This is a genomic window from Patescibacteria group bacterium, assembly GCA_041664365.1.
Taxonomy (GTDB): domain Bacteria; phylum Patescibacteriota; class Patescibacteriia; order UM-FILTER-42-10; family UM-FILTER-42-10; genus JAHJEX01.
The window spans coordinates 1-17,744 of record JBAYKW010000015.1 but is presented as its reverse complement, the minus strand read 5'-3'; the positions used below and the strand labels follow the sequence as shown (position 1 = coordinate 17,744).

The window sequence follows — 17,744 nt, the reverse complement described above, 5'->3', positions numbered from 1 at the left end:
TCCGGACCGCCGAAGCGCATATCTAGTGGCCCATTAATTTGAAAAGAAAATCCTCCGCTTTGAGATTCGAGTTGAAATGAAGAGATCCCAAGATCAAGTAATATGCCGCTAATTTTATGTAAATCTGACTGTTGATCATTTGTAATGCTTTCTATTTTTGAATAATTCGCGTGATAAAGTGTTACTCTGTTTTTATATTTTTTCAGACGCTTACCCGCCTGCTTGATTGCTTCCGTATTCAGATCGAACCCGATCAATTTTCCATGCGGTCCGGTTTTTTCCAGGATTCGTTCCGCGTGTCCGCCGGCACCGACTGTGCCATCGATATAGTTCTGATTCGGTTTCGGGTCAAGGTACTCTATTACTTCTTCAAGCAATACTGATTTGTGAAGAGGATTATTATTTGCCTTCCTCACTTGCAGTAAATTCATATATTAAACATCCAATTCCTCTAATTTTTCCGCGATATCTACTGCGCTCTTTTCCGTTCCCTGCTTATATTTCTCCCAGCCCTCTTCATTCCAGATTTCAATCCGGTTATACAGACCGGCAACTACTACTTTTTTGCTGATTGAAGAAAACTTCCGCAGATAGTCCGGAATAACTATCCTCCCCTGCTTATCGATTTCCACTTCCATCGCGCCCGCGAACATTAAACGGGAATAGGCGCGGGAATTGGACTTGCTGACGGGTAGTTTGGCCAGTTTCACCGCCATCGTTTCCCATTCGTCTTTGGAATATAAAAACAAGCAGTTATCCAGACCTCTGGTCACGACAGCCCCCTTGGCAAGATCGTTGCGAAACTTGATCGGAATCGCGAGTCTCCCTTTGTCGTCTACTGCATGTTGATATTCACCGATAAACATATATTTTCGAAGTATATTAAACTTCTGTTATTTATTTTGTTTGTTCACAAAAGCCAATTTTCTTTTTGTTTTCAGCGGATTTTGTAGGGTTTAAGTTAAGTTATCCACAGATTTCTTTACTTATCCCCACTTTCATCCACTTTTCACCATATGTTTCCATTCTACACCACATTTCGCCTTAGGTCAACAAGTGGATAACTATCAAAACACAAAGCAGTCCCCTTTTCAATGCAGATAGGGAAATTAATATACATATAGTATGTAATTTTTTAGGTTGAGGTTCAGTTCTCCAGAAAACCAACTGGATATAAATATTACGCTTGCGTATCTCGCACGACTTCCAGTCTCTTAAATGTCATTTCGAGCTCGGTATTAACTTATCACTTCGACCGCAGTGGAGGAGTCTATTGATTTCTCGGCTTTGTCGCGCTTAGCGCGACTTCGCTCGAAATGACAGAGTGGTCGAAGTGACGGTCTGCATCCCGAGCATATCGCAGATACCCTAACACCTAAACCCTTACCCCTATTCCCTAACAAATAAAAAAAAAGGACCGCGCTCACAGAGTCAGCTTGGTCCTACTCAGGAAAAAGATCATCCCAATGCTTCGTGTTACCGGGAAAACCCAGCACATCCGCGGGGTCTCCCGCGAGGTCCGGATGGAATACCGGCAAGTTCTTCACGCAGGAGCAGTCGAAACCAGTCATGTCCTGAACCGCCAGCATGGCGTCGATGAACATGTCAACCAGTGCCGGCTTGCGTTCGTTCATGATCCGGACGACTTCCTCGCCATCCACATCTTGCTCCACGTCCGGCGTGTCCGTGATCACAACTGCCCCACCATAATGGAAACCAAGCTGCCGGATATAGTACAACTCCGGTATCATGGTCTGCATCCCGAGCATATCACAGATCCCCAGGCGGATGTGCATGGCAATCTCAGCGGGAGTCTCGTACAGAGGGCCCCGCACCGCGCAGGCCAACACTCCGCCGGACTTCACATGCTTGCTCCGCCGAAGCAGAGTTTGCATGTGCGGGCAGAGCAAACCATTCGCCGTGCGATGGAACGCCGTGGGATGGACGTACTTGTCCTTGATCGAGAACGACCAGGCACCGCGCGTGAAGTCGATCACGTCGTTGGGGATCACGATGTCCCCTACTTCGAGACCGCCGGGAATGTTCCTGGCGTTGTGCAGTCCACCGACCGCTGAAATTCCGTTGACGAACTGGTTGTTGAACAGCTTGGGTTCCAGCTGGTTCAACTTCCACAGACCGTATATGTACGGTCTTTGATCGAGTTGGTCGGCAAGGCGCGGACTACCGGTGGAGTTGTGACGATCAATCGAAACGAACGAAAGATCGTTGCGCTGAACGATCGTGCTTAGGAATGGACCATAGACCGTCCGCAAGAGTACCGGTTTTGAAGTTTCAAACCCGCGCTCCTGGAACAGCGTGCCCATACCGGTTCCCCCGATATAGGCACAGGTGATTCGTTCCGACATAACTCTAATCCTTTTCGTTTGTACGGACTGTCCGCACGTGTCTAGCGTCGTGCTTCGACCGGAGCTTGATCATCAAGCGTAGTGACCTTCTGCTCACTTGCCCTGCCACTAAAGACGATGGCCAGGATCACTACGATCCAAAAGAGGCAAGCGAGCGCGGTACTACCACAGAACGTGGTTTCACCTTTCTTCTGTTTTGCCAGAATCCTTTTCCTGGCTTTGTTCATGCGCCTCCTGTGACGCTGATGTGACACGGTCTTACTCCTTTGTCAGAGGACTACGTGACTCCTTTGCTTCCTCGAAACCATCATTTTCGATCAATCAAATATATATGGATAATAAAAAGAACCAGCGAATGAATTTACATCATTATTCGCCAGTTGTCAAGCAATAAAATGCAATTTTTCTTGCCTTATCGTTGTCTTTTCCCCATGTCCCGGATAAACATTTGCTGATTCCGGTAAGGTTAATAGCTTATTGGTAATACTGCTAATTATCTGCTCGTAACTGCCCAGTGGAAAATCTGTACGGCCAATTGCTGATTGGAACAAAGTATCACCGGAAAACAAAACTTTTTCTTCTGCAAAATAAAAACAGACACAACCCGGTGTGTGTCCCGGCGTATGAATTACAGAAAAATTCAAACTGCCTACCTTAAGCTGCTGATTATCACTTAAATTAATATCCGGTTGGAACGCTTCAAATGAAAATCCGACCTGATTGACCATCCCCTTCTCATCAATTGGCATAATTGCCAAATCCGCGGGGTTCATGCAAATTGGCGCGGACACCTGCTTTTTCAATTCTGATAATCCTGTCACGTGATCAAAGTGCCCATGCGTGATTAATATGTATTTTATATTTAGCCCTACCTCGTTAATTGTCCTGATCATTTCCGTATCATAAACAGCAGGGTCAATAATGACCCCCTCTTTGCTATTTTCATTATAAACCAAATATGTATTTGTTTGTACCGGACCTAAAACAAACCGTTCAATTTTCATGGAATTACTTTTTTGGTTTTGTTATGTTCGGTGCCTTGCCGTAAAACGGTTCTACTATCTGGAACCCGTTTGTTTTCATCAGAATTGCTTTACCTTTTTTCACTAAAGCGTCATTGGACTTAAAATCAGTCGCTTTAATTCCCGCCACCGGAATATTCAGGGCATAGCCCAGCGTGTTGGCAATAACCACGCCGATCCGCAGTGAAGTAAACGGTCCTGGTCCGGTAACCACCACCACACCTTGCAGCTCTTTGGTTTTAAATTTGTGTTTGGTCAGGAAAATACCAACATGCTTCAATAAAGTATCTGTTCTATTAAAGCCCGTCTCAAAAAAATGCTCATATATTCTTTTACCATCATCCAATAATAATGTCGCCTGTTCTACTTCAGAAGTATTGATAAATAGGATCATTTGTTTGATTTATTAATTCTTTTTTTCTCCCAATTACGCACTGCTTTCTCATCCATGCCGAAATAATGCCCGATCTCATGATGTACCACTTCACTTATCTTCTTACGGATATTCTCCACATCGGCGCCGGCGATATGCTCAATCGGTTTTTGAAAAATCGTGATTTTATCCGGCAGTACGGACCCGTAATTAACTCCCCTTTTGGTCAACGGCACACCCTGATACAGACCAAGTAACAAGCCGTGGTAATTAATACCGTGTTCTTTTGTTCTGGCATTTCGGGAATCCTCTTCCACCACAAAAGCAACATTCTCTATTCTTTTTCTTAAATGTTCCGGCACTTCCCCGACGGCGTCGGCAACCATTTTTTCAAATATTTCTTTATTCATAATTGTGCTTACTATTTTACCTTTCCGGCTGTTTTCAGGCAAATCTGTGCCTTAGGTCTTGACAAAATTTATAAAGTAGTATAAGATGTCCAGTCTGATACGGTTGTATCAGGCATGCCCAACCACGGGCAATGCTCAAATCGAGGAGGTTGTCGATGAGACGACTCGTCTCCCTGTTCCTCGCCGTCTTCCTGACGGCGTGCATCCCGATCATCGCATCGGGACATGACGACGCACTGACGTCGAATTATCAAACGATGTCCGCGACCATCCCGATGACGACCACGCTGGACGCCAACACCGGCGCCACGGGCCCCGGCTTCACGAGCTGCTCCGCCATCTATTTTTCGACCAACGGCGCGATCACCGCGAAGGCCGGCGACGACTACTGCGTTCTCGTCACCAATTTCCGCCTCCGGGCGAAAGGCTCGGGTCACGGCGCCGGGGTTTCACTCGACAGCGCTTCGGCGCTGACGGAAAACGCATATGTATGCTTGAACCTGGACGCGACCTCCGGCAACTACTACGACGCGACGGCCAACCCGGCCGCCACCGCCGGCGCCTCCGGCACCTGCACCTGGCACCCTCTGCGGTGCTAATGCGCTGAAGGCTCCCGAACAGGGAGTCGACACGCGCGCCCCCCACTTGCTATTGGAGTGGGGGTGTTTTATTTATTAAATAGGCCCGCCCGGCTCCCGCCTGCTATGCCATAGACAATGGCGGGCAGGCGCCTTTGGTGAAGCCAAGGCGGACGGGGTTTAGGAATAAGGGTATAGGGTCTAGGGGTAAGGATCTAAAGTTTAGATACAAAAAACCTGCCAGATTAATTACGGCAGGTTAGTTTGTATATCTAGACTGTTTTGATTTTTAATAACTCTTATTTCTTCAATAATTTCTTAATTTTTTCCACCACTTCACTCGGCGTGTTATCCGCCTTTGCCATAAATGCCACTGCACCCATTTTTTCACTCAACATGGTGTGACCACCTTCATTCAGATTTGTCAGCACTACAATCGGGATATCCTTGGTTTTATCATCAGCTTTTAAAAGCTTGATCGCATCATAACCGCTCATTTGAGGCATTACTAAATCCATGCCGATCAAATCCGGTTTTTCTTTATCAACGACATCCACTACATCCTTCGGCGGATGATCAAAAAGCACAATGTCAAAACCCTCCTTCTCAAATTTTCTTTTATACATATCTGAAATTAATTTGTCATCTTCAAATATTATAATTTTTGTCATTGTTTTTTTGTTAATTATTGTTGAGCGTTTACTTGGGTTGAATCGACAAATACTCTTTGTTTTAATTCCTGATCAATAAAGAATATCGCGCCCTTATCATCGCCGATCATTTTCATTTTTTGGACAAGCTCGTCCGCGTTCGCCTCCTCCTCCACCTGTTCATCCACGAACCAATTCAGCATGCTCTCCGTTGCCGGATCTTTTTCCGCTCTCGCCAATTCCACTAAATTGTTGATCCGACCGGTAATCATCTGCTCATGGGCATATGCCGCCTCGAATGCCGCGAGCGGTGTCTTCCATTCCGACTGCGGTTTTTCCACCGCCGTCAGATCCGCTCTTCCTCCCCTTTCCAGAATAAAGTTGTAAAACTTCATGGCGTGGGTCATTTCTTCCTGTGCCTGAACCCTCATCCAGTTGGCAAAACCCATCAGGTTTTTGTCGGTAAAATCAGCGGACATCGCCATATAAAGGTATGCTGAAAATAGTTCAGCATTGACCTGCTCATTTAACGCATTGCGCATTCTTTCAGTAATCATATTTTTCCTTTCAATTTAATTCATTATTTTAATTATCTCCTACAGGACACAGCTCTGCCGGTTTGGGACTACTGGGATGTCCGTGTTCCACCCAGATTCCATTGTCACAGATCCAGGTATCCTCGTCACCGCCGGCAAAACGCAAAAAAAGCCACGCAAAGGCAGTAGCAATGATCCCCATGGCAATAATGGCAGTTTTTTTATTTATCATTATTGTCTACGATAGAATATTATTTGGTTTCCTTAATTTCCTGTTCTTCAATATCTTTTTTCTGGAATTTACTGAACTTATCAATCATGACAATATTTTTATTTTCCAGAATATCATATAAAAATCGGTCCGTAAGATCACGACGATATTTGTATTCCTTAGTGGTCATCACAGTATAGTTTATGGTGCGGTTAAAGAATTTTTCAAACTTATCCATTAACCGTGTCAGTTTATCGCGATTGATCTTGCCGACCAGAAGAATATCCGTTGAATTATCCTGGATGCCGACAAAAAAACCGGTAAGCACCATGTATTGAATATTGCCCAGCGCTTTAATATCGGATACCAGTTTGTCTTCCAGAATTACCTGAGCTTTCAGAATCAACCCTCTGAGTTCAGGAAATAGAATGAAGTTAGAATTAACCTGGTAGAATTTTTTTTGATCTTCATCATGAGACATTACCAAACCCATATCTTCCAGGTTCTTCAGCTCTCTTCTGACGGAGTTTATCCGCTCATCAATTGTCCTGGTTATCTCGCGAACAAAAAAAAGCTTTTCCGGTTCTGTTAGAAAAAGTCTCAATAATTTCACTCTGGTTCGTGAACCAAATAGTTGTTCAAGCATAGTTTTCAGTTTCTCTATATTTTATTAGTCCAAATCCGACTTTATTATACGTTTTTCAATAATACATGTAAAGGTGTCATTCATTTTTACTAAAATTCATGCTGAAAACTTGCAGAAATTGTTGAAATGTTTAATAATAACAGGGTAAATACAGGTGAAATATCCTCATGTATTAATTATAATGGTTAATGTAAAAACAATTGACTAACATTGAAGCAAAAATCTCCAGGCTACTGATCAGTAACCCGGAGCAAAGCAGATCCATAACCGGAGTATTTATTCCGGAAATAACCCCGCTAGAAATTCAGAACTTCGGGCACCTTTTTGTGCTCACTGAAATAGATGTTAGGAATGATGCCAATGGCAAAGTTCTTCAATTAGTCGAAACGGAACTTAAGAAAAACTATTACGGATCAGATAAACTGAATGTTGAACTGGCATTTGAAGACGCACTGCAGAAAACAAATTCCAAACTGCACGAGTTGATTGCTTCCGGCGAAAAAGACTGGGTTGAAGTTTTTAACTGCATCGTCGGTGTGCACAAAGGTGATGAATTACATATCGCCCAGCTGGGTAGTATGCACGCTTTTTTCATTCAAAAAAATAAAATTGTAAATATTATCGATCAAGCAGGTGATAATTCCGGGAAGATAAACCCGTTAAAAATATTTTCAAATGTAATATCAGGAAGTGTAAAAGAAAATGATTCACTGCTGTTCTGCAACAACAGCCTGCTGGACTATATTTCTCAAGAAAAGATAAGGAGAATAATAACAGAAAATAGCCCTGAAAATGCCGTAGCAACTATTCAAAACCTGCTAAATGACAGTACTAATGGAGTTTCATTTATCGCGATTATTCTGGGTATCAAAACACCGGAAATAACGGTTAATGAGGAAATGAGAGCACCAATAATAGCTCAGAATGATACGGTATTAACTGCCCCGGAAACATCAATGAACGGGCTGGTGAATCAGGAGCGCAGTACAACCGAACTACTCACGCCTTCTATCTGGCCGAATATTTCAAAAAAAGTTAAAAATCTGGGAGAAAAATTGAAGGGTCGTGTATCAAAAAAAGGGTTAGATGAAAAATTTGGCGAAGATGCAGGAGTGATCCGAGAAATCAGAAACAGGGATACTGAGAAACAAAGCATACTGAGCACATCTTTTAAATATATAAAATTAGTCGGTAAAAAAGTATTTGAACTATTCATCTTAAGTATGAGAGGAATCCGGGGACTTTTTAAGAAAAAGGAATCAATTCGTGGACACATCCGGACACTCCCTCACAAAACCAGCAAAGAGACTGCCAGATTCCTGGTACGGATAAAAAGAATGTCGAATCCCAGAAAAGCAGTTCTGGGCATTGCTGTTCTATTGATTGTGATTTTTGCATTCAACATTGTGAATATGGGAAAACGGGAAGACCGGAAATTAATGCGGGAAAACTACGCAAAAGCTCTGGTGCAAGCGGAAGAGAAAACTTCTGAGGCGGAAGCAGCGCTGATCTATGAGAATGAAGAAGATTCCAGAGTTCTGCTTAGTGATGCAAAGAATCTGATTCAAAGCATTCCTGACGAAGAAGAAGATTTACAAGGTAGTAAAAATGAACTCCTCAAAAAGATTCAGGATCAGCTCGATAAAGTGAATCATATCGTAAAAATCACCAGTCCCGAAATAGTTGCGGATCTGGCATCCGCCGGCGAAGGATTCTCCCCTGCCGGTATAATTCTGCTTGGTGGCAATCTTTATAGTTTTGATTCGGCGGAAAACACAATCCTGAACACAGTGCTGGAAGATAAATCAGTAGCCGTAGAATCAGCAGGAACATTGGAAGGCAGTTTAACAACCGGCATTCCTCTTACGAACAACTTATTACTTCTGAAAACGGATTCGGATATTTTTTATGAATATAATATTGCTGACGCTGCTTTTACTTCACGCAAAGTTGAATCAGCAAATGTTGATAACCGCATCGGAAATTATAATACTTACCTCGGAAGGATATACACCCTGGATACAAAAAATAACCAGATATTCCGTCATGAAAAATCCGGCAATGACTGGGGATTAGGATCCGCCTGGATTACGGATGTAAATCTGGATGTAACCAATGCCAACTCAATTGCAGTTGATGGTGCTGTTTATGTTGCAAAAAATAACGGAGAAGTCTGGAAACTTTTCAGCGGTGCCAAAGACGAGGAATTCAAGACAAGTACAATAGATCCGGCATTTTCTAATCCTACCAAAATTTATACCACACCTGATCTGGAAAATGTTTATGTGATAGATCCGAATAATAAGAGAATAGTGATCCTGGATAAAAACGGCGGACTGGTTAATCAATATTTCTCAGATTCATTTGATAATTTAAAAGACTTTGCTGTTTCCGAGTCTGATAATGTGATATACCTTTTGAACGGAAATAGTATTTATAAAATTGACCTGTAAAAACTCCGCGCGCGCTGACATAAATTCATTTATACATACAACTAAAAACTTCTCCGCCAACCGGCGGAGAAGTTTTTTTGTTTCTGTATATAGTCTTATATACCGCTTGTATTCTGTAACACGTTTAAGGCAAATATTACTATTGCCCAAGCGACCAAGATAATTACTAAGCCGATAACGGCCGCCGTAATAATTTTCTTTGCTTTTTCAACTTTTTCTTCGTTACCACCAGCTGTCATCCATGTGAACCCACCATATAGGACGAGAATAACTGCAATCAATCCCAGTAATCCCAGTATCCATTGGATGATCGCAATTACCGTTGCTTGCAGGTTCGCTGTACCTAATCCTAACGTACCTGAAGGATTATAGAATGATACTGCGTTTGTTACCTGTGGTAGCAGGAACAAAGAAAAGATGAAAAGCAATAAGAATGTTTTCTTCATGCATTTCGTTTAATAATTAAACTCATGCTTACAGAATAACAAGTATTTAAAAAAAAAGCAAGTACTTAGTAAGAAAAAAACATTGTTTTAGACTGGCAGACAGTTGATGATTAGTATTTTGACAGCCCTTACGGAATAACCGCTCCCTCATTGTGAATAATCTATCTTTCGATTTATATATTCTGTTGACTTTCACAAATAAACCAGTCTATAATATGGCGACTAGGAGATTTTACCGATCTCCAAATAATCGGCTCCTGCACTTTCAGGGAGGAACGACCATGGCTGACAGTCATACGAAGGAAAAATGCTTCACCATCAACCTCGGTGACATCATCGACATCCCGCCGGAAGCCGTCCCGTACTTCCACCGCCCGTCCCTTCGCGACACCCCTCCCCTCGATCACGAAATCGCACAGCCCCGGATCATCCGGATCCACCAAGTCGACACCGACTCGGACACCTGGCGGTTCCCGCACAATTCGATCGAGAAGGGGCACGGACTGGTTGTGTTCGCTCCCCCACTTCCGCCGGAAGGTGGCAAGATACGAGTCGCGATCCGCGACCATGCTAGCGTCTGCGCCGTTCCGCTCGACCGTTACGAGGAACTCACCGCTTCCGAATGCCAGCAGGTCTAGTTGCCCGCCACATGCTCTTTGCCCCCGCTGTCATCACCACCTGGTGATTTCAGCGGATTTTTTTATCCAATAAAAAAAGGCCTCTTGGAAGAAGCCTACGCAATGAACGAACGAGAACCTATTCAGCGTTCTCGGTATAGAAAACGAACATGATGACGCCGACACGATGACAGCGGTCACCCGCATGCACCACATTGACGTGGTGCACTTCGATGTTCTTGTTCATCAGCCACGTGTTGACCCTCGCATCCAACCCTTCAAGCGTGGTCACAAATCCCGGCGACGTATCCATCGACGAAAATTGTGCCAAGAACGACTTGATTTTCACAGACTCTACCTTTCTGTCTGGATGCACGCACACCTAGCGCGCGATGCACTCTTGGGGTGCCGAGAAATGCTTGAGCAGCATCTCGCGCGTCCCGGTGATGGGATCGACTTGGAGAGACATCGTCCCGCCCTTGTTCCTGTTGATTCGAGTCACCTCGAATCCGATGGTCTCCACCGGAATGAAGCTCATCTCGCTGTAGCAGCGGAGGCCTCTTCCCGAGAAGACATACGTCATGGCATCGAACGGATTCGCGCTGAACTGCCATCTGCTATCAGAATCCTCCCGGAAGACGATCCCGACCAGTCGGCCCTTGTGCTTTCCACGGCTGCCGCGAATTCCTTCTGGGACGCTCAAGTGCAGGAAATCTGGATTCTTCCAGATCTTGTCCCCCACATTGATCCCGATGGAAGACCGTTTGAACCATTTCGTCCAAAACATCGTACTCCCCCCTTTCAAAAAATGAGTGTACGTGCCTAGCGTGCGATGCTTCCCGAAGGTGCGTTGTAGTGCTCGAGCAGTGTCGCGATCCGCCCGAAAACGGGCTTCACGCATACGGAGGTTCCGTTCTTGTTGATCCGCTTCACTTCGAAGCCGATCACGTTGGAGGTAATCGGCGGAAGCTTGAAGTAGCAGAAGCAGACCATTCCCCTGCGCGCATTCGAGGTGATCACCCACGAGCGGTCATCCACGACGTCGTAGAACTCTCCCGGATCAGCACGGAAGATAACTCCGCCGTGATCCGACTCCACGGGGAACAGATCGACCATCCGCGGCGGCTCCACCCCACTAAAGATGACCTCGCGCAGAATGAGGTCACCCACCTTGATGTTGTTCGGGTTGTTGGACACGTTTCCTTCCTCCATGTTCCAAACACCACAGTGCAGGGCGAACCGGATAAGTTATCATAAATCCCCCGCCATGTCAATAGTAGACAGACCAATTCATGCTCCTTTAAAAAAATACCCATTGACAGAACTGGTCTTAAAAAGTAAAATTTCAAACTGGCTCTTTCCCCGAACCGGAAGGAAAAACCATGCAACTCATGATCGGACTGGCCGTTGCCTTTGTCGCTCTGGTGAGCGTGTTGGCAATCTATCCCCACCTCAAGTTCGAGCAGAGCTACTTCTCCACCTGGTGGATCGTCGCCCGCGCTGTGGCAGTCCCTTACATGTTTATCACGATCCGCATCGCAACCAGACACATCTCCAGTCTTGAACTGAAGATTGTGATCGCAATCCAATACTACGCGTCCGTACTCGTAGTTGGTTGCTGGTTTCTGCCGAAGCACTATCCCTTGCTTGAGACTTTTACGTTCATGATAATCGGATTGTTTCCGCTCATTTTTTTCTGGGGAGATCCCCAGACAGAAAGCACGCCGACCGGTGCCCAAAACGACACGGCGGTCCGTGATACCTGACCCGCTTCCCATCTAGAGGCGGTTTTTTTATCTAATAAAAAAAGGCAAGGGATTAGGCTTGCCTGGCGTGCTGTAAAAACTCCGAAGGAACGTTGTAATGCTCGAGCAGTGTCGCGATCTGTCCGAAGACGGGCTTCACGCACACGGAGGTGGCGTTCTTGTTGATCCGGCACACCTCGAAGCCGATCACGTTGGACGTATCCGCCGGAAGCGGAAAGTAGCAGAAGCAGATCAGCCCCCGCCGTGATCCCGAGGTAATGACCCACGGGCGGTCATCTCTGACCGAGTAGAATTCACCCGGCGCAGCGCGAAGGATTATCCCACCATGTTCCGACTCGACCGGCAACAGGTCATCCATCTGCGAAGGAGAAAACCTGGAGAAGAAAACCTCCCTCCAGATCACATCTCCCACCCGTATGTTGTTCGGATTGTTGGACACGTTTCCTTCCTCCTTGTTTCCAAACACCACAGTGCAGGGCGAACCGGATAAGTTATCATAAATCCCCCGCCATGTCAATAGCCAAGCTGTTTGTATTGAATCAAAAACCCCCGCATTGTCTGCGAGAGTTTTTATTAATCTTCCTTAATCTATTCTAGCAATAGGAATCTTACCATCTAATAGAACCTTCAACTCCTATTGTTCCGCCATCAGTCTTACTGTCATAATTGAAATTAATACATGCCCCACCAACAGTATACTGAAAGGATGCCCCACCATTGAGCGAACACTGAAACTCAAAATGCCGATCTTGTAACCAACCGCGAACACCACCATAAAACTGGCCAAGTTGAGAATTTTCTAATGAATTCAGATAAGACTCAATGTCCAAATTTGTTATATCATTAAGTGCTATAAGAACACCACCCGATGCATACCTTAATGCTTCTTGTCTTGCCCAGGACCAAAATGCACTACCGTCATTTTGCATATGATCCAATACTTCCCCTAAAGCATCTCTTTGTGCTTGAGTAAGACCATCTTCAGTTGATGTTTCCGCCAATACCCAATCCGAATTAACAGAATCCGCATTTAACACATCTTGTGAATCATCTGTTGTTGTATCAATTTCCTGAAATACTTCATACAAGGACTGATCTTCGTTTTCTGGTGCAAATATCGGACTGAGTTCAACGAGTTTGCTTTCATCATTCAGCTTTGCTGTAATTTCCTGTTCCGGTACTCCCATATTGCGTAAAAACTGTGCTGTTTTCAATAAGAGTTCCTCTCTAGTTGTACTAGGAGTGATCTTAAAACTTGATGCCACTTTAATCTCGCTTAACTCTGTTTCCTGATCTCCAGAAGTTTGAATGTTTTTAATCAAATGCTCCGCTTCTAAAAACATCACATCGCTTTCCGTAATCATTACTGCCTGCGGGTTCTTTTGCGGCATTTTTTTCATATCAGCAAGACCTAAAACAATCCCGGCAGCGATTACTAATGACGCTCCCATTAGCAATGTAATAACTGCAACATTAACTACGCCAATAGATTTTTTTGTGCTAGTAGTAACTTCTGTTTGTTTTTGTTCCATATATTTTTATTTTAATTCTATTCTACTATCATGTCCGGCAATGTTTCGACAACATTGCCCATATTATCTGTGCTCTTTGTTACTGCGTGAATCTCATAATCGTTATCTCCAGGATTTACTCCACAGGCAATCGCTCTGGTCAGAAGTGCGTCAGCATACGGCCTGCCATTCAGATCGTAGAAAAAGAATGCACCAACATTTGGTTCCAGCGTTACCGATGGAATACACAGATCATGTACCCCGTAAAATAATACTTTGGATGAATTAGGATCATAAGATCCGATTGTCCAAACTCGCTCCGGGATTGTAATTTCTCCTTCGGCAAAGTGTCCAATTGAAACTAACAATGGTGATTTCCCGCCAATTAATTCGTAATTCTCATACTCATCCCAAAGCTCCATTTCAAAACCATTGTCACTGCCAAGGTATGCTCCCATTGGTTGACTCTCTCGAATAATGTTTGACCTTACGAATGGTCCAACTTCATCTGGATAAGGAGAATTTATTTCACCGCTTACCAGATTCATCGGATTATATGAATTTGCTAAAATTCTAGGACAATCGCTATTCATAACCGGAACAGTTAATTCGGAATTATGATATGGCGTGCCATAAATATCATAATAATATTTTAAATTACCTGACGAAATACCTTTTCTGCCCGGATAACAAAGTGTTGTAACAACATTTCCGTCAGTCTGCAAAGTAATCGCCTGCGAAAGCACATCTACTTTTGTTGTGTTTGACCCTAAATTAACTTCAATTGAAAGTGGATTTAATGAATTTACTCCGATATTTCCAGACGGATACCAACTTACATCGACAAGTGATCCAGCAAAAACCCCACGATTATAGACATCCCAACCACTAACTTGGTTTGGATGAATTATGGGCATTGAAAGATGCCCATCATCAATTACCTTCGGCATAAATGCATTGCTTGTTGGATATATTGCAGGAGTCCTTTTTGTTGGCATGGTCTTCATATTTGAAAGACCCATGACAATTCCGGCAGCAATTATTAATGACGCTCCCATTAGCAATGTAATAACAGCAACATTGACTACGCCAACAGATGTTTTGGTTATTGTAATCGTATCTGTTTGTGTTTGTTTTTGTTCGTCCATATGATTTTAATTAATTTTTATCGCTAATCTTAGCCTAATACTTAACATTATAGCACATTTTTTTAATTTTGTCAAAGCTATCTAAATAAAAAAACACCCGCTGACTAGCGATTTCAATACATGAATGGGAACTGATTAGTCCCCATTCCGTTTTTTATAATACTTTTTTAAATTTATTTACCTTTGGCGCAATCACTAACCGGCAATATGCCTGGTTGGGATTCTTTTCAAAATATTGCTGATGATATTCTTCCGCCCGATAAAACCGGTCCAGCTTTTTAACTTCCGTTACGATCGGCTTAGTATATTCTTTTTGAGCAGCTGCGATAAAACTTTCTACTTCATTTTTCTGATCCTCATCATTCCAATAAATAGCCGAGCGATATTGCGTCCCAACATCATTCCCCTGCCGGTTCAGACTGGTCGGATCGTGCATAGCAAAAAATGTTTTCAATATATCAGACAACGTAATTAAAGATGCATCATATATTACTTCAACAACTTCAGCATGACCGGTCGTTCCAGAAGATACTTCTTCATAGCTTGGATTATTAGTGTCCCCTCCCGCATAACCGCAAGTCGCTGAAACAATTCCTTTCGTAAGCGCAAAGACTGCTTCCACACACCAGAAACATCCTCCACCCAACACAATTTTTTTGTAATTATTTTCCATTTGGTTTGAATACTAATGAAATGGAATTAACACAGTGACGGGTATTTTTTTCAGTCATTCTCTCCCCTTCAAACACATGACCCAAATGCGCGTTGCATTTTGCACATTGGATTTCTGTGCGCATGCCATCCGCGTCGGGTAAACGTCTGACGCTACCTGGAACTTCCGCGTCAAAACTGGGCCACCCGCAGTGCGCGTCAAATTTGTTTTCCGAATTATATAGTTTGGCTCCGCACTGTTTGCAGTAATATCCGCCCTCCTCAAAATTTTTATCATACTCACCAGAAAAAGGCTTTTCTGTACCCTTGTGCAGAATTACCTTCTCTTCTTCGTTTGTGAGTTTATTGTATGCCATAGAAATTCAATTATAGCATGAAGCAGTTTTAAGGCTAGGGATATTGACACGGATAAACTTTCGTGTTAAGTTCTCCTACTTGGCATATTCCATGCCGGGAAAAACAGCACTTCAGCGACAGGAGTTCTCTATGCCCAAGGATCCGAATTTCCCCGGCTTCCCTGAAGAGATTCCCCTAGTACTGACATTTGTCAGCGTGACCTTCCCCACCGGTTTGGTGGCGGAGACCCTAGTCTGTCAGCGGACCATCCGAGTCCAGCCGATGCTGGAGTACCAGATCACGCTCTGGGGCAAGGACTTCGACGGCTTCGACCAAGTCCTCACCTTCCGGGATGGCAAGTGGTTCGCCACGAATCCCGAACATCCGCGCGTGGAGTTCGTGGTCGGGCTCGTGTTCTCCGCCAACGAGGACTAGGCTAGACCGCTAGCCCTTGCTCATTCCCCCACCAACATGTGTTTGGTGGATTTTTTATTAGACCATTGACATATGCATTCACTATTGCTAAGATTTTTTACTTGGCATATTCCATGCCAGGCGAAATCACCAAAATCAGGAGGCATTCTCCATGTTCACCATGTACAGCCCATTTTCGTTCCCCGAGAATATCCCCACCGTGGACAACATCGTCCGAATCATGCTCCCCGACGGACTGGAGGTCGAGACCACGATTCGGCAAAGAGACGTCAATCACCATACGGGTGATATCAGGATCACCATCAAGGGCAATAACCTCAACGGCTTCGATCCGACGCTCGGCTTCCGCGACGGGAAGTGGTTCGCAACGCATCACGACACCGCGGGAATGGAGATCGAGGTTTTTCTCAAGATTGTCGAGGAGTGCTAGACAGCACTCTAGCCACTGCACCTTCCCCACCAGCAACTTCGCTCGGTGGATTTTTTTATATACTTATTGACTTAAAATTGCAGTTTTGGTAATATCTTACACTGACACCTGCGCTTCACATCGATCCCCTCAACCCTGGCGGAGTTCTCATGGATATTGTGTTTCCTGAAGATTTCCCTGATTTGGGAGACCGTGTCAACGTCATGTTGCCCAATGGCATGCGAGTAAAAGCACTCGTGCATGAGCGGGCCTGCAGGACTCCGGATTGCATGGTACACACCATACTGCTTTGGGAAACCAACCTCCGTCCGTATGCGGAGCTCCTGATCCATCGCGACCGGAAGTGGTTTGCGACGCTTCTGTCCGACAGCACCGAGCATGAGGTCATGCTCTGGATACTGTAGCACAAGCAGTTAGATCTTTCTTTCCGCCGACAGTTTGTCCGGTGGATTTTTTATTATAAAGATATAAGATTAAAGTTGTAGATGAAAATTTGTGAATCTTTTCCATAAGTTAGCCAAATTTTCCCATTGACTTCAACTCATTTTCATGATATAATACTATAATGAAAGAAGGTAATAACACCTCCGAAAAAACAAAAACCATAACCAAGATAAGTTACCGAATAGCGATCCTTGTAGTGGGAGCGCTTTTTTTGTCCGCTGCCTCCGCTATTTTAGCTCTGGGCTATTATAAAGAAGACGGCAAACCTTTGTATGCCGGTGCATGCCAACTGGTATCTGTAAGATCGCAAAGCGGACCAAATAAAGTATACACTCTGAACCCCGATCATACGATTAAGCTGAATAAATTGTATAAAGATTACTTCAGCCGAAATGCCCGCTGTGATGAACTGCAGTTTCATGTTGACCACAATACTTCAGCTATTCGGCTGGAAGCCTGGCTTTCAAAAACTATGCTGGACTGGTTTAGGAATATTGGTGGTACCCACTTTGAAGGACATACTATTTCGACGAGCAGACATGAATGGTTTTTAGTAAGGAAAGGAACGCTATACAAGATAAACGACTGGCCGACTGCCCTATCTTGGGGCTTACTTCCCAATGACCGATTGACTATTCCCCACCAGCTGACTAACCAGTTCTACAATATTGTTAAGGTCGGTAAACCACTTAGT

The 17,744-nt window shown here is 44.2% G+C and carries 28 protein-coding genes; 8 read left to right on the top strand and 20 right to left on the bottom strand.

Annotation, left to right across the window (positions count from 1 at the left end):
* The 7 genes from mraW to WCW66_06625 all read right to left on the bottom strand — a co-directional run.
* Nucleotides 1–431: 16S rRNA (cytosine(1402)-N(4))-methyltransferase (gene mraW, locus WCW66_06655; GenBank protein ID MFA6392386.1), on the bottom strand; the 431-nt coding region annotated here is incomplete at its 3' end.
* Between the two features lie 3 nt (nt 432–434).
* Nucleotides 435–866 (bottom strand): division/cell wall cluster transcriptional repressor MraZ, encoded by a 432-nt coding sequence (mraZ, locus tag WCW66_06650; GenBank protein ID MFA6392385.1) that lies wholly within the window; start codon nt 864–866, stop codon nt 435–437.
* Between the two features lie 576 nt (nt 867–1,442).
* On the bottom strand, nt 1,443–2,366 hold the full coding sequence (locus tag WCW66_06645) for a hypothetical protein (GenBank protein MFA6392384.1): 924 nt from the start codon (nt 2,364–2,366) through the stop codon (nt 1,443–1,445).
* Nucleotides 2,367–2,407: 41 nt separating this feature from the next.
* Nucleotides 2,408–2,593, bottom strand: coding sequence for a hypothetical protein (locus WCW66_06640; protein ID MFA6392383.1), 186 nt, complete (start codon nt 2,591–2,593; stop codon nt 2,408–2,410).
* Nucleotides 2,594–2,749: 156 nt separating this feature from the next.
* Nucleotides 2,750–3,370 (bottom strand): MBL fold metallo-hydrolase, encoded by a 621-nt coding sequence (locus tag WCW66_06635; protein MFA6392382.1) that lies wholly within the window; start codon nt 3,368–3,370, stop codon nt 2,750–2,752.
* 4 nt (nt 3,371–3,374) lie between these two features.
* Complete coding sequence (gene tsaB, locus WCW66_06630; protein MFA6392381.1) at nt 3,375–3,782, bottom strand: tRNA (adenosine(37)-N6)-threonylcarbamoyltransferase complex dimerization subunit type 1 TsaB; 408 nt, start codon at nt 3,780–3,782, stop codon at nt 3,375–3,377.
* A complete protein-coding gene (locus tag WCW66_06625) occupies nt 3,779–4,171 on the bottom strand; it encodes a metallopeptidase family protein (GenBank protein ID MFA6392380.1) in 393 nt (130 codons plus the stop codon). Before WCW66_06625 ends, tsaB begins: the two co-directional genes overlap by 4 nt.
* Nucleotides 4,172–4,326: 155 nt before the next feature.
* On the opposite strand from WCW66_06625, the gene WCW66_06620 reads away from it, so the two are divergent.
* Nucleotides 4,327–4,770 carry a hypothetical protein gene (locus WCW66_06620; protein ID MFA6392379.1) on the top strand — a complete coding sequence of 148 codons (444 nt, stop codon included), beginning with the start codon at nt 4,327–4,329 and terminating at the stop codon, nt 4,768–4,770.
* Nucleotides 4,771–5,048: 278 nt separating this feature from the next.
* Here the strand turns inward: WCW66_06620 and WCW66_06615 are convergent, their stop codons facing one another.
* The 4 genes from WCW66_06615 to WCW66_06600 are packed head-to-tail and all read right to left on the bottom strand — an operon-like array spanning nt 5,049 to nt 6,792.
* The gene (locus WCW66_06615; GenBank protein MFA6392378.1) at nt 5,049–5,420 is read right to left on the bottom strand and encodes a response regulator; all 372 of its coding nucleotides are present in this window, start codon (nt 5,418–5,420) and stop codon (nt 5,049–5,051) included.
* A gap of 14 nt (nt 5,421–5,434) precedes the next feature.
* Entirely contained in the window at nt 5,435–5,956 is a 522-nt protein-coding gene (locus WCW66_06610; GenBank protein MFA6392377.1) for a ferritin, read from the bottom strand.
* A 28-nt stretch (nt 5,957–5,984) separates the two neighbouring features.
* Nucleotides 5,985–6,167 (bottom strand): hypothetical protein, encoded by a 183-nt coding sequence (locus WCW66_06605; protein ID MFA6392376.1) that lies wholly within the window; start codon nt 6,165–6,167, stop codon nt 5,985–5,987.
* Nucleotides 6,168–6,186: 19 nt separating this feature from the next.
* A complete protein-coding gene (locus WCW66_06600; protein ID MFA6392375.1) occupies nt 6,187–6,792 on the bottom strand; it encodes a winged helix-turn-helix domain-containing protein in 606 nt (201 codons plus the stop codon).
* Between the two features lie 200 nt (nt 6,793–6,992).
* On the opposite strand from WCW66_06600, the gene WCW66_06595 reads away from it, so the two are divergent.
* On the top strand, nt 6,993–9,245 hold the full coding sequence (locus WCW66_06595; GenBank protein MFA6392374.1) for a hypothetical protein: 2,253 nt from the start codon (nt 6,993–6,995) through the stop codon (nt 9,243–9,245).
* Between the two features lie 95 nt (nt 9,246–9,340).
* Here the strand turns inward: WCW66_06595 and WCW66_06590 are convergent, their stop codons facing one another.
* A complete protein-coding gene (locus WCW66_06590; GenBank protein MFA6392373.1) occupies nt 9,341–9,691 on the bottom strand; it encodes a pilin in 351 nt (116 codons plus the stop codon).
* 281 nt (nt 9,692–9,972) lie between these two features.
* Here WCW66_06590 and WCW66_06585 point away from each other — a divergent pair, with 281 nt between their 5' ends.
* The gene (locus WCW66_06585) at nt 9,973–10,329 is read left to right on the top strand and encodes a hypothetical protein (protein MFA6392372.1); all 357 of its coding nucleotides are present in this window, start codon (nt 9,973–9,975) and stop codon (nt 10,327–10,329) included.
* 118 nt (nt 10,330–10,447) lie between these two features.
* On the opposite strand, the gene WCW66_06580 is transcribed toward WCW66_06585, so the two are convergent.
* From WCW66_06580 to WCW66_06570, 3 genes are all read right to left on the bottom strand, one after another.
* Nucleotides 10,448–10,621, bottom strand: coding sequence for a hypothetical protein (locus WCW66_06580; GenBank protein MFA6392371.1), 174 nt, complete (start codon nt 10,619–10,621; stop codon nt 10,448–10,450).
* A gap of 69 nt (nt 10,622–10,690) precedes the next feature.
* On the bottom strand, nt 10,691–11,095 hold the full coding sequence (locus WCW66_06575; GenBank protein ID MFA6392370.1) for a hypothetical protein: 405 nt from the start codon (nt 11,093–11,095) through the stop codon (nt 10,691–10,693).
* 35 nt (nt 11,096–11,130) lie between these two features.
* A complete protein-coding gene (locus WCW66_06570) occupies nt 11,131–11,520 on the bottom strand; it encodes a hypothetical protein (GenBank protein MFA6392369.1) in 390 nt (129 codons plus the stop codon).
* A gap of 170 nt (nt 11,521–11,690) precedes the next feature.
* Between WCW66_06570 and WCW66_06565 the strand changes: the two genes are divergently transcribed.
* Complete coding sequence (locus tag WCW66_06565) at nt 11,691–12,074, top strand: hypothetical protein (GenBank protein MFA6392368.1); 384 nt, start codon at nt 11,691–11,693, stop codon at nt 12,072–12,074.
* Nucleotides 12,075–12,126: 52 nt separating this feature from the next.
* Here the strand turns inward: WCW66_06565 and WCW66_06560 are convergent, their stop codons facing one another.
* The 5 genes from WCW66_06560 to WCW66_06540 all read right to left on the bottom strand — a co-directional run bounded on the left by WCW66_06560 (nt 12,127) and on the right by WCW66_06540 (nt 15,761).
* Nucleotides 12,127–12,513, bottom strand: coding sequence for a hypothetical protein (locus WCW66_06560; GenBank protein ID MFA6392367.1), 387 nt, complete (start codon nt 12,511–12,513; stop codon nt 12,127–12,129).
* Nucleotides 12,514–12,682: 169 nt separating this feature from the next.
* Nucleotides 12,683–13,606: a hypothetical protein gene (locus WCW66_06555; GenBank protein MFA6392366.1), complete on the bottom strand. Its 924-nt coding sequence runs from the start codon at nt 13,604–13,606 to the stop codon at nt 12,683–12,685.
* A gap of 17 nt (nt 13,607–13,623) precedes the next feature.
* Nucleotides 13,624–14,733, bottom strand: coding sequence for a hypothetical protein (locus WCW66_06550; protein MFA6392365.1), 1,110 nt, complete (start codon nt 14,731–14,733; stop codon nt 13,624–13,626).
* 154 nt (nt 14,734–14,887) lie between these two features.
* Nucleotides 14,888–15,406: a peptide-methionine (S)-S-oxide reductase MsrA gene (gene msrA / locus WCW66_06545; GenBank protein MFA6392364.1), complete on the bottom strand. Its 519-nt coding sequence runs from the start codon at nt 15,404–15,406 to the stop codon at nt 14,888–14,890.
* Nucleotides 15,396–15,761: a methionine-R-sulfoxide reductase gene (locus WCW66_06540; GenBank protein MFA6392363.1), complete on the bottom strand. Its 366-nt coding sequence runs from the start codon at nt 15,759–15,761 to the stop codon at nt 15,396–15,398. Before WCW66_06540 ends, msrA begins: the two co-directional genes overlap by 11 nt.
* Nucleotides 15,762–15,852: 91 nt before the next feature.
* Between WCW66_06540 and WCW66_06535 the strand changes: the two genes are divergently transcribed.
* The 4 genes from WCW66_06535 to WCW66_06520 all read left to right on the top strand — a co-directional run.
* The gene (locus WCW66_06535; GenBank protein MFA6392362.1) at nt 15,853–16,176 is read left to right on the top strand and encodes a hypothetical protein; all 324 of its coding nucleotides are present in this window, start codon (nt 15,853–15,855) and stop codon (nt 16,174–16,176) included.
* 151 nt (nt 16,177–16,327) lie between these two features.
* On the top strand, nt 16,328–16,606 hold the full coding sequence (locus tag WCW66_06530; protein MFA6392361.1) for a hypothetical protein: 279 nt from the start codon (nt 16,328–16,330) through the stop codon (nt 16,604–16,606).
* A 149-nt stretch (nt 16,607–16,755) separates the two neighbouring features.
* Nucleotides 16,756–17,010 (top strand): hypothetical protein, encoded by a 255-nt coding sequence (locus tag WCW66_06525; GenBank protein MFA6392360.1) that lies wholly within the window; start codon nt 16,756–16,758, stop codon nt 17,008–17,010.
* A gap of 161 nt (nt 17,011–17,171) precedes the next feature.
* On the top strand, nt 17,172–17,744 hold a 573-nt coding region (locus WCW66_06520), incomplete at its 3' end, for a hypothetical protein (GenBank protein MFA6392359.1).

Coding starts and splice junctions, on each gene's coding strand:
- mraZ (MFA6392385.1), bottom strand. CDS start 866: ATGTTTATCGGTGAATATCAACATGCAGTAGACGACAAAGGGAGACTC.
- WCW66_06645 (MFA6392384.1), bottom strand. CDS start 2,366: ATGTCGGAACGAATCACCTGTGCCTATATCGGGGGAACCGGTATGGGC.
- WCW66_06640 (MFA6392383.1), bottom strand. CDS start 2,593: ATGAACAAAGCCAGGAAAAGGATTCTGGCAAAACAGAAGAAAGGTGAA.
- WCW66_06635 (MFA6392382.1), bottom strand. CDS start 3,370: ATGAAAATTGAACGGTTTGTTTTAGGTCCGGTACAAACAAATACATAT.
- tsaB (MFA6392381.1), bottom strand. CDS start 3,782: ATGATCCTATTTATCAATACTTCTGAAGTAGAACAGGCGACATTATTA.
- WCW66_06625 (MFA6392380.1), bottom strand. CDS start 4,171: ATGAATAAAGAAATATTTGAAAAAATGGTTGCCGACGCCGTCGGGGAA.
- WCW66_06620 (MFA6392379.1), top strand. CDS start 4,327: ATGAGACGACTCGTCTCCCTGTTCCTCGCCGTCTTCCTGACGGCGTGC.
- WCW66_06615 (MFA6392378.1), bottom strand. CDS start 5,420: ATGACAAAAATTATAATATTTGAAGATGACAAATTAATTTCAGATATG.
- WCW66_06610 (MFA6392377.1), bottom strand. CDS start 5,956: ATGATTACTGAAAGAATGCGCAATGCGTTAAATGAGCAGGTCAATGCT.
- WCW66_06605 (MFA6392376.1), bottom strand. CDS start 6,167: ATGATAAATAAAAAAACTGCCATTATTGCCATGGGGATCATTGCTACT.
- WCW66_06600 (MFA6392375.1), bottom strand. CDS start 6,792: ATGCTTGAACAACTATTTGGTTCACGAACCAGAGTGAAATTATTGAGA.
- WCW66_06590 (MFA6392373.1), bottom strand. CDS start 9,691: ATGAAGAAAACATTCTTATTGCTTTTCATCTTTTCTTTGTTCCTGCTA.
- WCW66_06585 (MFA6392372.1), top strand. CDS start 9,973: ATGGCTGACAGTCATACGAAGGAAAAATGCTTCACCATCAACCTCGGT.
- WCW66_06580 (MFA6392371.1), bottom strand. CDS start 10,621: ATGGATACGTCGCCGGGATTTGTGACCACGCTTGAAGGGTTGGATGCG.
- WCW66_06575 (MFA6392370.1), bottom strand. CDS start 11,095: ATGTTTTGGACGAAATGGTTCAAACGGTCTTCCATCGGGATCAATGTG.
- WCW66_06570 (MFA6392369.1), bottom strand. CDS start 11,520: ATGGAGGAAGGAAACGTGTCCAACAACCCGAACAACATCAAGGTGGGT.
- WCW66_06565 (MFA6392368.1), top strand. CDS start 11,691: ATGCAACTCATGATCGGACTGGCCGTTGCCTTTGTCGCTCTGGTGAGC.
- WCW66_06555 (MFA6392366.1), bottom strand. CDS start 13,606: ATGGAACAAAAACAAACAGAAGTTACTACTAGCACAAAAAAATCTATT.
- WCW66_06550 (MFA6392365.1), bottom strand. CDS start 14,733: ATGGACGAACAAAAACAAACACAAACAGATACGATTACAATAACCAAA.
- msrA (MFA6392364.1), bottom strand. CDS start 15,406: ATGGAAAATAATTACAAAAAAATTGTGTTGGGTGGAGGATGTTTCTGG.
- WCW66_06540 (MFA6392363.1), bottom strand. CDS start 15,761: ATGGCATACAATAAACTCACAAACGAAGAAGAGAAGGTAATTCTGCAC.
- WCW66_06535 (MFA6392362.1), top strand. CDS start 15,853: ATGCCGGGAAAAACAGCACTTCAGCGACAGGAGTTCTCTATGCCCAAG.
- WCW66_06530 (MFA6392361.1), top strand. CDS start 16,328: ATGTTCACCATGTACAGCCCATTTTCGTTCCCCGAGAATATCCCCACC.
- WCW66_06525 (MFA6392360.1), top strand. CDS start 16,756: ATGGATATTGTGTTTCCTGAAGATTTCCCTGATTTGGGAGACCGTGTC.